Here is a 13,866-nt window from a genome sequence, read left to right as displayed (position 1 = left end):
CGTGGCGTGGGTGATGGATGGGGGGGTTATTCGTCCGTTTCACTGTCGTCGTTGCCGGTTTCCATACCCAGCTCCTTGATTTTGCGAGTCAGGGTATTTCGTCCCCAGCCAAGCAAATTGGCCGCATCCCGTCGACGCCCTGCAGTGTGCTTGAGGGCGGTTTCGATCATGATGCGTTCAAAGATCGGTACGGCAGTATCGAGCAGGTTGACCGCACCGTGAGACAGTTGTTGATCGGCCCAGAAGCGCAGGTTCTGTTCCCAGTTACCGGAGGTCTGGGTACTGCTCTGTTGCTCCAGCAGTTCTGGCGGCAGATCGTTGATCAAGACCTCTCGACCGGATGCCATTACGGTAATCCAGCGGCAGGTATTTTCGAGTTGACGCACGTTACCGGGCCAATCCAGCGAGCTGAGGAAGTCTTCGGTTTCCGGCCGCAGGGTTTTGGACTCGACATCCAGTTCTTCGGCTGCCGACTGCAGAAAGTGACCCAGCAACTTGGGGATGTCTTCGCGGCGGTCGGCCAGACGCGGGATGTGAATACGAATAACGTTCAGGCGGTGGAACAGGTCTTCGCGGAAGCGGCCTTCCTTTACCAGGCTTTCGAGGTTCTGGTGGGTGGCGGCGATAATACGTACATTGACGTTGATCGGCGTGGTACCGCCAACCCGATAAAATTCGCCATCGGCCAGTACGCGTAGCAAGCGGGTCTGGGTTTCGGATGGCATATCGCCAATTTCATCCAGGAACAGGGTACCGCCGTTAGCCTGCTCAAAGCGGCCCCGGCGTTGACCGCCAGCACCGGTAAAGGAGCCTTTTTCGTGCCCAAATAATTCCGATTCGATCAGATCCCGTGGAATCGCGGCCATGTTGAGGGCAATAAAGGGCTCCACGGCACGGGGGCTGTGTTTGTGCAAGGCATGGGCGACCAGTTCCTTACCTGTACCGGATTCGCCATTAATCAGCACGGTGATATGGGAGTGGGACAAGCGCCCGATTGCCCGGAAAACTTCTTGCATCGCCGGTGCTTCACCGATGATTTCATGCTCGTTGATTTCTTTTTCCGGTGCCGGGGTGTTGGCCGACATTTCTTCGAAATGGGCAATCGCTCGCTCAATCAGGCTGACGGCCTCGTCAACATCAAAGGGCTTTGGCAGATATTCGAAGGCACCCCGGCGGTAAGACGACACCGCGCTTTCCAGGTCGGAATGGGCGGTCATGATAATCACGGGCAAATCCGGATTGGCCTCATGTACCTGTTCCAGCAGCATCAGTCCGTCCATACCCGGCATGCGAATGTCGGTGATAATCGCGTCCGGTTGTTCCCGCTTCAGCTGATTCAGTGCGGGCTCTGCCTGTTCAAACACTCGGGTCTGGATATTGGCTTGGTCGAGTGCCTTTTCCAGCACCCAGCGAATGGATTTGTCGTCGTCGATGATCCAGACAGTACTCATAGCGATTCCAATGGTAAAAAGATGGAGAACACCGTGCGGTGGGGCACGCTGGTGAATTCGATAATGCCGTTAATCTGATTGATAATGGACTGGGAGATAGACAGACCGAGCCCTGAGCCTTCGGCGCGGCCACTGACCATGGGATAAAACAGGTTGTCCCTGATCCCTGCCGGTATGCCGGGGCCGTTGTCGATAATTTCAACCTGGGCCACCAGACGATGGCGATGATGACCAATGGTGAACTGGCGTACGCTGCGGGTACGAATGGTCAGGCTGGGGCGCTCTTGTTGATCCGGGTTTTCCAACATCGCCTGCATGGCGTTACGGCCAATGTTCAGCAATGCTTGAATAAGCTGGCCCTTGTCGGCCTCGATTTCCGGGATGGAGGGGTCATAATCCCGGTGAATAACGACCTGTCCCCGGCTTTCCACATCGACCAGCTGGCAGATGCGTTCCAGCACCTCATGAATGTTGACCGGTTCCTGCTTGGGGATATTACGCGGCCCTAACAGGCGGTCGACCAGATCTCGCAGGCGATCAGCTTCTTCAATAATGATATTGGTGTATTCCTTCAGCTCGGCCGAAGGTAATTCACGTTCCAGTAACTGGGCGGCGCCGCGAATGCCGCCAAGTGGATTCTTGATTTCGTGAGCCAGTCCGCGTACCAGGGAACGAGTGGTTTCCTGTTTGGCGATCAGTTGTTCTTCCCGACTGATACGCATCAGCCGATCGCGACCTTGCAGTTCAACCAGCAAGGTGGGCGTGCGGGTCTCTGGGTGAGTTACCGGGCTGACGCTGTAATCGAGGGTCAGGGTTTGCTGATTTTGCAGGTGGATATGGGCTTCTCGCTTGGTGTAGGAATGCCCTGTAATTACCGCATCTCGCATGGCATCCACATCGCTCTGGTCTTCGACCGCCAACTCAAAAAAGTGGGTGCCGACGCCACGTTTGCCGCTGACTTCCAGCAAGGCTTCAGCAGAAGGATTCATATGAATAATAATCAGCTCAGCATCCAGCAGCAGCACACCGGTATTCAGGTGCTCCATGATTCGTTGGTTTAACAGGGGGCTGGCACGCATTGTAAGGTTCTCCATATTTACACCTAATTTGCAAAAAATAAGCCAGTTATAATCCAGTGCACAATAATGGCACCATCATCGCATTAAGTTGTGGCGTGACTGACTAAGGCAATGTATTTCAAGATATTTATTGAGTCAATTTAGTGCATTTTTTGATATTTATGTTTCATTTTGGTGCGATTGGTTGTGTCTGGCTGGTTTTTTCAATCCGTTGGGCGGGGGAGGACTGTGGGGCGCGCGCAGGCTAGGGAAGGGGCTTGTTGGCTGGAGCTTGCGGGAAAAAGCTAACTGACGCTGGCTGGTCTGCAACTTGCTGCTGACAGTGTCTTCATGTACTCGGGCGGTGCCGAGATCGGCAGCCGTTTTGTGGTGTTGTATATGAGAGGTGAGCAGAAATAGGGATGACCACACGGGGATGGCTGATTCATGATATTTGATGCGTTTATTGTACTGGCGTTTATTGCCTTGATCGTACTTGGCTACAAATACGGTACGTCGAAAGAAATGCTGGATCTGGCCAAGGTGTTTTTGCCGATATCCATTGCCAGCGCCTATAGCGACCACTTTGGTTTGTATCTGACCCAGGTGGGTCTTTTGCGCGCCAATGACTGGGCGGTGCTGACGTTAACCGGCTTCTTGATTCTGTTTCTGGCGATGTGGTTTTCCATTCGTTTGCTGGAAAAAATTGCTGTGCACTACAATGTGCATGGCCGCTGGCTTGAGAACAATCGATTCACAACGATGACCAATCGTGTGTTTTGCGCTATAGCCAACGGTGTTCAGGCATTATTTTTACTGACTTTTTTCAGTTTTCTCAGTACTCAGGTAACGTTTGTGCCAAAAAACTACAAAAGTTATCTGATGGCGCATTCGTTGATGTACCCGGCGATTGACCGAATTTGCCGCAAGACAGTTAACGGCCAGTTTGTGGATTCATTGATTCATGATCCCACTGGCACTACAACGTTCGAGCTGATTCTGAAAACCGTTACCAATAAAGCCATGATTACCGATATTTCCGAGGAAATTCACCGCTCAACCATTGTGCGAGCGCGGGATCTGCTGGATAAAACGCTGCGAGAGCTTGAAAGCGCTCGCCAGCCCGGCAAGAGTGTCGTGGTTGAAGAAACCATCACCGTCAGCGCAGAATCTCCGATCCAGCGCTGAGTGTTGACCCTACTGGTTGCTGCAGGTATTGGCGGCTATTTTTGCAACGCTGCGGCTATCCACTGGCGCAGTTGGGGAGCTGGCAGAGCACCGGCAAGACGATCCACTTCCTTGCCCTGGCGAAACAGAATCAGCGTCGGAATGCTGCGAATACCAAACTGCTGGCTCACCATCTGGGCTTGCTCGGTATTGACCTTGGCAAAGCGTAACTGGTGCTGCTGTTCAGCGCAGAGTTCCTTGAAAATAGGCCCCATCATCTTGCATGGCCCGCACCATTCTGCCCAGAAGTCGACGAGGACGGGTAAATCGTTTTTGGCCAGAAAACGCTGGAAGCCGGTGTCATTCAGCGCCACCGGCGTGGCGTTAAATAACGCGCTTTTACATTTTCCGCATTGGCCTTGCTGGTTGTGCTGGTCGTCGGGAATGCGGTTGATGGCGCCACAGGAAGGGCAGGTATAAAACATGGCTTGGCTCCGTGAAGTGATCCGTCAATACAACCTATATGCGGCTTTGGTTATGGAGTTTCAAGTAAAACCCTTGGTTATCTCGTCGTTTTTTGCAGGCCTCAGGGAGCGGTGCGGTGAAGAAATTCGGTTTTGGATATTTCCCCGGCAATACGTGATGCCGGAATTTCAGTCCCGTTGTGGAAAAACAACACCGTCGGTGGCCCGAAAACCGCCATGTTTTGCAGGAAATCGATTTGCTCTGCAGTATTGCGGGTGACGTCCAGTTGCAGCCAGGTCATGTGGCGCAGTTGTTGTTGGACGTCGGCATCGGCAAAAATTTCATCTTCCATCACCTTGCAGCTGATGCACCAGTCGGCGTACAGATCCAGCATCACGGGTTGTTGGCTGTTACTGATCAGATCTTGTATTTCAGCGACGGATTCGGTGCGGTAAAAAGCGCTGCTCTGCTTGCCCGCTCCGGGGGCTGACGACAGGTGCCTGGGGGTCAGCGGTTGAACAGGGTTTTGGTTGCCCTGCAATGCCCCCCAGAACGCGGCAATGCCATACAGCAGTAATGACCAGGCGAGGCCTTTGAGTAAACGCTGGAGTGGAGTTGAGGCTGCTTCAAAAGCACCAAGCACCACGGCGTAAATCAATGCAAGTAGCCCCCAGAGTGCCAGGGAAATCGGGCCGGGCAGGATACGGCTGATCAGCCAGATAGCCACGGCGAGCAGCAGCACACCAAAAAATACCTTGATCTGGTTCATCCAGGCACCGGCTTTGGGCATCAGGGAACCACCACTGGTGCCCAGTACAATCAGTGGTGCGCCCATGCCAAGCCCGAGTGCCAGCAAGGCGCTGCCACCCAACCAGACGTTGCCTGTGGTGCTGAGGTAAACCAGAGCGCCCGCCAGTGGGGCGGATACGCAGGGGGAGACAACCAGTGCTGACAGCACGCCAATCACAAAGACACTGAGCAGGTGCCCTCCGGATTGCTGTTGGCTCATCCGGTTAAGGCGATTGCGGATACCACTGGGTAATTGCAGCTCATACAGGCCAAACATGGCCAGCGCCAATAATACAAACAGCAGAGCAAACAGCACCAGCACCCAGGGGGTTTGCATCCAGGCCTGGATGTTGGCACCGGCACCGAGTAATCCCATGATCACACCAGCCAGGGCGTAGGTAATGGCCATACCGAGGACATAGGTACTTGAGAGCAGAAAGCCACGGCGGGCTGAAATCGTCTGGTTTTGCCCCATCACTACGGCGGTCATGATCGGAATCATCGGCAATACACAGGGCGTGAACGTCAGCCCGAGTCCAAGCAGGAAAAACAAGCCGATGGTGGTAAGCCAGGAGCCTTCAAACCAGCTTGCTGATGTGCTCGCAGGTGCGGCGGTATTGTTGCTGCCGATACCGTTACTGTCAGGAGTTGTTGATCTGGTCGTAGCAGGCAACGCGGCGGGTGTGTCGAGTGTATCGAGTGTATTGGTCGTGTTGGAGTCTGGCAGGGGTGAGACGGTTGAAGGAGCTACTGCTACTGGTGTAATTGGTAGCTTCGGTCGATGAATATCGGAGGCGGAAACATGAATGGTGAAACGCTGGGGTGGATAACAAAGTCCGGCGTCGGCACAGCCCTGATAATGCAGAGTCACTTCTCCGGCATTGAGCTGATCCAGTTTGAAACTTGTTTCCAACGGGCCGTAATAAGCGATGATATCGCCAAAGGCCTCATCAAACTTGGCCTTGCCCGGTTGGGAAAAGCTGGCGGGATCAATACGGCTATTGTTCTGGCTCAGATAAATGCGGTGTTGGTAAAGATAATAGCCGGGAGGCGTTTGCCACTGGGCAATCAGCAGGCCGTTATCCATTTCCACTTGCAATGGAAAAGCCTGTTCCACTGGCAAAAATAACGCTTCCGTGTTGCCCGGTGCATCAAACAGTCCTGCCCGGGTGGTGGTTGCTACCGCTAGTAGTGCCAGTATGGCAACCATATATCTGGCAATCATCGGCATAGGGAATCCCTGACGTTGGCTTGGTGTGGTTATGTTTTACGCTGCACGGCGATTCGCGCCAGTGCGATCAGGGCGTCTTTGGCCGGTGATTGCGGTAAAAGTTGCAGCTGTTGTTCAGCCCGTTGTACGCAGGCATTGGCTTTGCTGCGGGTGTACTCCATCGAGCGGGTGCTGGTAACCACGGCCATCACCTCGTCCATGTTATCCAGACCTCCTTTACGAATAGCCTGACGCACCAGTTTGCGGCCGGTTTCATCGGCATGCGCCATGGCATGGATCAGTGGCAGGGTGGGTTTGCCTTCAGCCAGATCATCGCCGACGTTTTTACCCAGATCGGCAGCATTGCCTTCGTAATCCAGTACGTCGTCAATCAGCTGGAAGGCCAGGCCCAGCTCCTTGCCATAAATACGCAAGGCTTCCTGAACGTCGTCGGGTGCTTGCAGCAAGGCGGCAGTACCGTGAGTCGAGGCCTCAAACAATTGCGCCGTTTTCCCTTGGATAACGTCCATATACTGGGCTTCGGTGATATTCGGATTTTTAACGTTGGTCAGCTGCAGGACTTCGCCTTCGGCAATCACACAGGTGGTCGATGACAGAATATCCATGACCTTGAGGTTGGCCAGTTCGACCAGCATGTTAAACGAGCGGCTATAGAGAAAGTCTCCGACCAAAACACTGGGGGCGTTACCCCACTTGGCATTGGCGGTTGGATTGCCACGCCGCAGATCTGAGGTGTCAACTACATCGTCGTGCAGCAACGTGGCGGTGTGGAGGAACTCGATAATGGCGGCCAGCCTGACTACGTCCGGGTTGCAGTTGCCGAGCGCTCGGGCACTCAGCAGCACCAGCAGCGGGCGGATACGTTTGCCGCCGCTGTTAACAATATAATCGGCGATTTTCTCCACCAGAGGCACACGGGACGAAAGTTGATCGTTGATCAACCGGTTGACCGCCTGGAAGTCGTCATCAACCTGCGCCAGTATAGCGGCCAGTGACATTGACGGGGCCGGGGATGGAGTTGTCATGGTGGATGACGGCATGTTCATAAAGTCCCGAGAAAACTGCCGCAAATGCTAGAGTTGACCGTCCACAGTGTCAAGGAAATGCGATAATCGCCGACTTGCAAGGGTGCAGTCTCTGGGGTATAGTCTCGCGCCCGAATTTCAGCTCCCTGCCATATGGTAACCCGTGCGTTCCCAGTAGAAGCAGGCCGTGAAAGTAGCGTGTTCGGTTATGGACCGGTGCTGATCAGAGGCCCGGCTAAAACGCAGCCGATGGAGAACATCATGTACGCAGTAGTAATTACCGGCGGTAAACAATACCGTGTTGAAGAAGGTCAGACGCTGAAGGTTGAAAAACTGGAAATAGCTACCGGCGGCGCTGTCGAGTTGGAAAAAGTTTTGCTGATTGGTAACGGCGATGACGTTAAAATTGGCACCCCTGTGGTTGAAGGCGCTAAAGTAACCGCAGAAGTTATTGCCCATGGTCGTCACAAGAAAGTGAAGATCATGAAGTTCAAGCGTCGTAAGCACCACATGAAGCAAATGGGCCACCGTCAGTGGTTCACCGAACTGAAAATCACCAGCATCGCTGGCTAATTTTTTTAAATTCAATTTGGGCCCGGGTGACTGTGAATGACGGTCACCGCATCCGCAGTGTTGTAGTGGTCCCTCAGAAGGAGAAAGAAGCATGGCTCACAAAAAAGCTGGTGGTTCTACCAAAAACGGTCGCGATTCCGAAAGTAAACGCCTTGGCGTCAAACTGTACGGCGGCCAAGCTGCAAAAGCAGGCGCTATCATTATTCGTCAGCGTGGTACTCGTGTACACGCAGGTGACAATGTGCGTGTTGCTCGTGATCACACTTTGTTTGCAACTGCCGAAGGCGTTGTCAAATTTGAAGTGAAAGGTCCAAAGAACCGCAAGACTGTTAGCGTCGTTCCTGCCTGATCGACAACCCTTTCGGGTTGTCGGCGGTTGGTTTGCCGTAAAAAGCGCCCCAGCTGCTTGCAGTTGGGGCGTTTTTGTATGTTTTTTTGAGGTATCGATATGAAGTTCGTTGACGAAGCACGAATTACAGTTGAAGCGGGAAAGGGCGGCAACGGCTGTTTGAGCTTTCGTCGCGAAAAATTCATCCCCAAGGGTGGGCCGGACGGTGGCGATGGTGGCGATGGTGGCTCGGTTTACCTTGAAGCCAACGACTCGATCAATACACTGGTGGATTATCGTTATACCCGCCGTCATCGCGCTCAGAATGGTCAGGGCGGCGCCAGCCGTAACTGTACCGGAGCCAAGGGTGAAGATACGGTGCTGCTGGTGCCGGTGGGCACGACAGCGATTGATGAAGATACCGGCGAGACCTTGGGTGATCTGACGGAGATCGGTCAGCGCCTGATGGTTGCTCGCGGTGGTTTCCACGGACTGGGTAATACCCGGTACAAGTCCAGCACCAATCAGGCGCCGCGTCAGACCAAGCCGGGGCAAATGGGGGAGTCGCGTAACCTCAAGCTGGAGTTGAAAGTGTTGGCCGACGTTGGTCTGTTGGGGTTGCCAAATGCAGGCAAATCGACCTTTATTCGCTCTGTCTCGGCGGCCCGTCCCAAGGTGGCAGACTACCCGTTTACAACGCTGGTGCCTAACCTGGGTGTGGTCTCTATTGAGCAACATCGCAGTTTTGTGATTGCCGATATTCCTGGTCTGATTGAAGGGGCATCGGAAGGTGCTGGCCTCGGCGTTCGCTTCCTGAAGCACCTGGTGCGCACTCATTTGCTGCTGCATATTGTTGATATGGTGCCGCCGGATGGTGCTGATCCTGCTGAGTGCGCCCGTGCGATTATCAACGAGTTGGAATACTTTTCTCCGGGCCTGGCCAAGCGTGATCGCTGGTTGATATTAAACAAGCTGGATTTGCTGCCGGAAGGCGAACGCGCAGCTGCTTGTCAGGATGTACTGGACAAGCTTGGCTGGCAGGGGCCGGTTTACCAGATTGCCGCGATTAACAAGGAGGGTACCTTCCCGCTGAGTTGCGACATTATGGAATACATCGAAGCTCGCCGTCTGCGTGCCCAAGAAGATGAAGAGTTTGCCGATCAGATTAACCGCGAACGTGAAGTGGTCGAAGAAGAAGCGCGTGAGCGTATTGAAGAGCTGGAAGAGCGGTATCGGGCCGAGCGGGCAGCGATCAGGGCTGCTTCCAATGGTGACGACGATGACGATGACTACGATGTCGAAGTCGTTTATCTTAACGAATAGTCTTTTTCGTAACAGGCGTTAGGCTTTCCCGTCGCTGGTCGACGGCCCTGCTGGTGTGATGTCAACACTGCAGAGTCGCTACCAGAATTCCAGTCACCGCTTCTGGCCGTGACATTGTATCAAGAGCTTTCGGAATGGCTTTGGACTCACAACAGCAAATTCAGCAGCATCGTACTCGTCTGGCGGGTAAAAAACGCTGGGTGATCAAGATCGGCAGCGCCTTGCTGACCAATGACGGTCAGGGTCTTAATCGTGAAGGGATGCAATCCTGGGTCGATCAAATGGCCGAGTTGCAGCGCCAAGGGCATGACATTGTGTTGGTGTCGTCCGGTTCGGTCGCGGAAGGCATGACACGTCTCGGCTGGAGTACGCGCCCTGAAGAGCTACACCAGTTGCAGGCAGCAGCTGCGGTAGGGCAGATGGGTTTGGTACAAGCCTACGAAACGGCGTTTGGCAAGCATGATCGCCTGACTGCTCAGGTGTTGCTGACCCACGATGACCTCAGTAATCGCACTCGTTACCTTAATGCTCGCAGCACGTTACGCACTCTGATGAATCTTGGTGTCGTGCCGGTGGTGAATGAAAATGACACCGTAGTGACCGATGAAATCTGCTTTGGTGACAACGATACCCTCGGTGCGCTGGTGGCCAATCTGGTCGAGGCGGATGTGCTGGTTATCCTGACCGATCAACAAGGCTTGTTCACTGCGGATCCCCGTTCCAGCCCGGATGCCAAATTGGTGCTGGAAGGACGCGCCTCCGACCCTGCGATTGCTGCCATGGCAGGCGGTGGCGGTGTATTGGGTCGTGGCGGTATGGTGACCAAGGTGCGAGCGGCCTCTCTTGCTGCCCGATCAGGTGCAGAGACTCTGATTGTGGGGGGGCGGATTGATGCGGTGCTGACCCGGTTACGTAATGGCGAGCTGTTGGGTACTTTGTTGTTGGCCGATCGAGAGCCGGTGGCTGCCCGCAAGCAGTGGATTGCCGGGCATCTGCAAACGCGGGGTGATTTGATTCTGGATGAGGGTGCCGTTCATGCCTTGCGCAACGGCCATCGCAGCCTGTTGCCGATTGGTGTGGTTGCTGCCAATGGTCGCTTTGAGCGTGGTGAAGTGGTTGCCTGCAAAAATGAACGGGGCGAGCTGGTTGCCAAGGGTCTGGTCAATTACAGTCGCACGGAAGCAAACAAGATATTACGTACCCCGTCGTCTGGTCTGGAACTGGCATTGGGGTTTGTTGCCGAGCAGGAAATGATTCATCGGGACAATCTGGTGGTAATATAGCAGCAAGTAACAATATTTTTTCAAGTCTCATTCCTGCAGGATGTGTGGTTGAGACCCTGAACATTCTATTAGAAATCTGAGGATCACTATGATTGAGTCGGTAGCCGTTGGGAACCTGGAAGTCAGCAACGACAAGCCTTTCACCTTGTTTGGTGGTATGAATGTGCTCGAAAGCCGCGATCTTGCCATGGCGATTTGTGAGCATTATGTTGAAGTCACGACCAGGTTGGGTATTCCCTACGTCTTCAAGGCGTCATTTGACAAGGCTAACCGCTCCTCAATCAATTCCTACCGTGGTCCTGGCATGGAAGAAGGCTTGAAGATCTTTGAAGAGATCAAATCGACCTTTGGTGTTCCAATCATCACCGATGTTCATGAACCGCATCAGGCGGCACCGGTTGCCGAGGTGGTGGATGTGATCCAGCTGCCTGCCTTTCTGGCGCGCCAGACCGATCTGGTGGTGGCTATGGCAGCGACGGGTGCGGCGATTAACGTGAAGAAACCCCAGTTTCTGGCACCTCACGAAATGCGTCATATCATCAAGAAATTTGCCGAAGCCGGTAACGAACGCATCATGCTGTGCGAGCGCGGTTCCTCTTTTGGTTATAACAACCTGGTGGTGGATATGCTCGGCATGGATGATATGAAAGCCATGGCTCCGGTGGTCTTTGATGCCACTCATGCGCTGCAGCGTCCGGGTGGTCGTACCGATTCTGCGGGCGGTCGCCGTCAGCAGGCATTTGAGCTGGCGCGTTCAGGCATGGCACTGGGCCTTGGCGGGCTGTTTATTGAAGCGCATCCGAATCCTGCTGAAGCCAAATGTGACGGCCCTTGTGCGCTGCCGCTGGATAAACTGGACGTGTATTTGACGCAGATGAAAGCGGTGGATGATTTGGTCAAGTCCTTTGAAAAGGTTGTTATTGGCTAAGTGGCAGTAAAATTTGCCTGTTTGCCGGAAAACGGTGACTTTGGGTTGACATAGAATAGGAGGGTCGGGATAATCCCTGCCCTCTTAGAATCCACTAACCCCATTATTGAGGAGCCGACTGTGGCAAATTCTGCTGGTTCTCGTAAACGCGCCCGTCAGGCTATCAAGCGTCGTGCTCGTACCGTAGCACTTCGTTCTATGGTGCGTACCTATATCAAGAAAGTACACGCTGCTGTAGCGACTGACAATTACGAACAGGCCCAGGCTGCGTTCGTTAAAGCTCAACCTTACATCGACAAGATGGTTAACAAGGGTATTCTGCACAAGAACACTGCAGCACGTACCAAGAGCCGTCTGAATTCGAAGGTTGTTTCGCTGAAAGGCTAATGCCTTTTAACGATAAAAAAGCCCGCTCTTGCGGGCTTTTTTGTGGCTGCTTTTCAGTAGCCTGCCGCCGGTATTCAAAAATTGTTGCTACGTCCGGGTAGCGACGAGTCAGGTTGCAAAAGGGTATAGCCGTGGTGGACAAGCAAAATGCTGCAGTTGAGGAAATAACGGAAAAAACAGCCAGGATTGCAGGCAGCAGCTTGTTGCGCTCGTCGTCGGTGGTGAGTGTGTTTACCTTGCTCAGTCGGGTGTTGGGGCTGGTGCGTGATGTGGTGGTGGCCCAGTATTTTGGTACCCGTATTGATGCCTTTCTGGTGGCGTTTAAAATTCCGAATTTTTTCCGCCGTCTGTTTGCAGAAGGTGCGTTCTCAGTTGCTTTTGTGCCTGTCCTCAGTGAGTACCGCACCCGTCGTCCTCTGGATGAGGTGCAGCTGCTGGTATCGCGGGTATCTGGCACATTGGGGTTGGTGCTACTGGCAGTGACGGTGTTAGCGCTATTATTGGCGGAGCATTTACCCTGGTTGTTCGCACCGGGTTTTGCGATGGATCCGGGTAAATTTGCCCTGACGGGCGATCTGCTGCGGATTACTTTTCCCTACCTGCTTTTTATCGCCATGACCGCATTTGCGGGCGGTGTTTTGAACAGCTACGGGCGTTTTGCCATCCCGGCTTTTACTCCGGTGTTGCTGAATCTGGTTCTGATTGCTGCCACGATATTCGCCGTCGACTGGTTTGAAGAACCGCTGTTTGCCCTGGCCTGGGGCGTGTTTTTTGCCGGTCTGCTGCAGTTACTGTTTCAGTTGCCGTTTCTGGCGCGCTTGCAGTTGCTGGTGCGCCCAACGGTAAAGCGCGATGACGAAGGGGTAAAGCGGATTGTGGGTTTGATGGTACCAGCGTTATTCGGCGTCTCGGTCAGTCAGATCAATTTGCTGTTGGACACGGTATTAGCATCGTTTCTGGAAAATGGCAGTGTCAGTTGGTTGTATTATGCTGATCGATTGAATAATTTGCCGCTGGGGATTTTTGCTATTGCCATTGGTGTGGTGATTTTACCTGCGCTGTCGAGTAAGCACGCGGCAGAACAGGCAGACGGTTTTGCCCGGACGCTGGACTGGGCGTTACGCATGGTGCTGTTATTGGCGTTACCGGCGGCGCTGGCGCTGGCGCTGCTGGCGCAACCTTTGATGGCGACGATTTTTTATCACGGCGAAATGACAGCCTACGATATTGTACAGATGTCCGCCGCCCTGCAGGCGTACGCCTCGGGTTTGCTGGCCTTTATGTTGATCAAGATACTGGCTCCCGGCTATTTCGCCCGGCAGGATACTCGTACACCGGTGCGTATCGGTATTCAGGCAATGGTGGTGAACATGGTTTTTAACCTGATATTGGTGCTGCCGTTGGCTCATGTCGGGTTGGCGCTGGCGACGGCGATTTCGTCGTACTTTAATGCCCTGATGTTGTATCTGGGGTTACGCAAGGCCGGGGTGCTGCAGCATCAGAGCGGTTGGCCAGGCTTCATAGCCAAGCTGGCGCTGGCCAATGCCGCATTGCTGGGTACGATACTCTGGCTGATGGGCGCGGCGGCGGATTGGCTGCTGTGGTCGGCAACCGAGCGTATGCTGCAAATGGCATTAGTGGTCGCCGCCGGTGTGGTGGTGTATGTACTGGTGTTACTCATGGCCGGGCTGCGGCCGCGACATGTGCGTGGTGCCTTGTTTGATTAGCGGGGAGAGAAGGTTAAATCCTGTTGATACACGCTGTTTCCGGGGTTTGGCTGTTCCCGGCGCAGTGCCTTGGCTATAATCCAGCCCCTTGTATTTTTGCTTGGTTACCTTTTATGTTCGGGTAACTGAAC

Annotated in this window: 13 protein-coding genes; 8 read left to right on the top strand and 5 right to left on the bottom strand. The window is 53.9% G+C overall.

Features of this window, described 5'->3' with window-relative positions; all coding sequences use genetic code 11:
- Positions 1-26: 26 nt before the first annotated feature.
- Together ntrC and glnL are read right to left on the bottom strand one after the other, a co-directional pair.
- Positions 27-1,451 (bottom strand): nitrogen regulation protein NR(I), encoded by a 1,425-nt coding sequence (gene ntrC, locus WG929_RS03235; RefSeq protein ID WP_416204870.1) that lies wholly within the window; start codon positions 1,449-1,451, stop codon positions 27-29.
- Complete coding sequence (gene glnL / locus WG929_RS03230) at positions 1,448-2,545, bottom strand: nitrogen regulation protein NR(II) (protein ID WP_416204869.1); 1,098 nt, start codon at positions 2,543-2,545, stop codon at positions 1,448-1,450. The genes ntrC and glnL overlap by 4 nt, the downstream gene beginning before the upstream one ends.
- A 411-nt stretch (positions 2,546-2,956) precedes the next feature.
- Between glnL and WG929_RS03225 the strand changes: the two genes are divergently transcribed.
- The gene (locus WG929_RS03225; protein ID WP_416204868.1) at positions 2,957-3,697 is read left to right on the top strand and encodes a CvpA family protein; all 741 of its coding nucleotides are present in this window, start codon (positions 2,957-2,959) and stop codon (positions 3,695-3,697) included.
- Between the two features lie 35 nt (positions 3,698-3,732).
- Here WG929_RS03225 and trxC read toward each other — a convergent pair whose 3' ends face one another.
- The 3 genes from trxC to WG929_RS03210 form a co-directional block, all read right to left on the bottom strand.
- Positions 3,733-4,161 (bottom strand): thioredoxin TrxC, encoded by a 429-nt coding sequence (gene trxC / locus WG929_RS03220; RefSeq protein ID WP_369855198.1) that lies wholly within the window; start codon positions 4,159-4,161, stop codon positions 3,733-3,735.
- A 101-nt stretch (positions 4,162-4,262) separates the two neighbouring features.
- Positions 4,263-6,155: a protein-disulfide reductase DsbD gene (gene dsbD / locus WG929_RS03215; protein WP_416204867.1), complete on the bottom strand. Its 1,893-nt coding sequence runs from the start codon at positions 6,153-6,155 to the stop codon at positions 4,263-4,265.
- A gap of 35 nt (positions 6,156-6,190) precedes the next feature.
- Entirely contained in the window at positions 6,191-7,201 is a 1,011-nt protein-coding gene (locus tag WG929_RS03210) for a polyprenyl synthetase family protein (protein WP_416204866.1), read from the bottom strand.
- 246 nt (positions 7,202-7,447) lie between these two features.
- Between WG929_RS03210 and rplU the strand changes: the two genes are divergently transcribed.
- From rplU to murJ, 7 genes are all read left to right on the top strand, one after another.
- Positions 7,448-7,759, top strand: a complete 312-nt coding sequence (rplU, locus tag WG929_RS03205) for a 50S ribosomal protein L21 (RefSeq protein WP_369855195.1) — start codon at positions 7,448-7,450, stop codon at positions 7,757-7,759.
- A 91-nt stretch (positions 7,760-7,850) separates the two neighbouring features.
- On the top strand, positions 7,851-8,108 hold the full coding sequence (gene rpmA / locus WG929_RS03200; protein ID WP_369855194.1) for a 50S ribosomal protein L27: 258 nt from the start codon (positions 7,851-7,853) through the stop codon (positions 8,106-8,108).
- A 99-nt stretch (positions 8,109-8,207) separates the two neighbouring features.
- Positions 8,208-9,410: an Obg family GTPase CgtA gene (gene cgtA / locus WG929_RS03195; RefSeq protein ID WP_416204865.1), complete on the top strand. Its 1,203-nt coding sequence runs from the start codon at positions 8,208-8,210 to the stop codon at positions 9,408-9,410.
- Between the two features lie 134 nt (positions 9,411-9,544).
- On the top strand, positions 9,545-10,693 hold the full coding sequence (proB, locus tag WG929_RS03190) for a glutamate 5-kinase (RefSeq protein WP_416204864.1): 1,149 nt from the start codon (positions 9,545-9,547) through the stop codon (positions 10,691-10,693).
- 88 nt (positions 10,694-10,781) lie between these two features.
- Entirely contained in the window at positions 10,782-11,621 is an 840-nt protein-coding gene (gene kdsA / locus WG929_RS03185) for a 3-deoxy-8-phosphooctulonate synthase (protein ID WP_416204863.1), read from the top strand.
- A 120-nt stretch (positions 11,622-11,741) separates the two neighbouring features.
- Positions 11,742-12,008, top strand: coding sequence for a 30S ribosomal protein S20 (rpsT, locus tag WG929_RS03180; RefSeq protein ID WP_369855190.1), 267 nt, complete (start codon positions 11,742-11,744; stop codon positions 12,006-12,008).
- 134 nt (positions 12,009-12,142) lie between these two features.
- Positions 12,143-13,735 (top strand): murein biosynthesis integral membrane protein MurJ, encoded by a 1,593-nt coding sequence (murJ, locus tag WG929_RS03175; RefSeq protein WP_416205010.1) that lies wholly within the window; start codon positions 12,143-12,145, stop codon positions 13,733-13,735.
- The last annotated feature ends 131 nt before the right edge of the window (positions 13,736-13,866 follow it).

The organism is Oceanobacter antarcticus, assembly GCF_044962685.1.
GTDB classification, from domain to species: domain Bacteria; phylum Pseudomonadota; class Gammaproteobacteria; order Pseudomonadales; family Oceanobacteraceae; genus Oceanobacter; species Oceanobacter antarcticus.
Note: the sequence above shows the minus strand (reverse complement) of the source record. Positions and strands in the feature narration are given on the sequence as shown.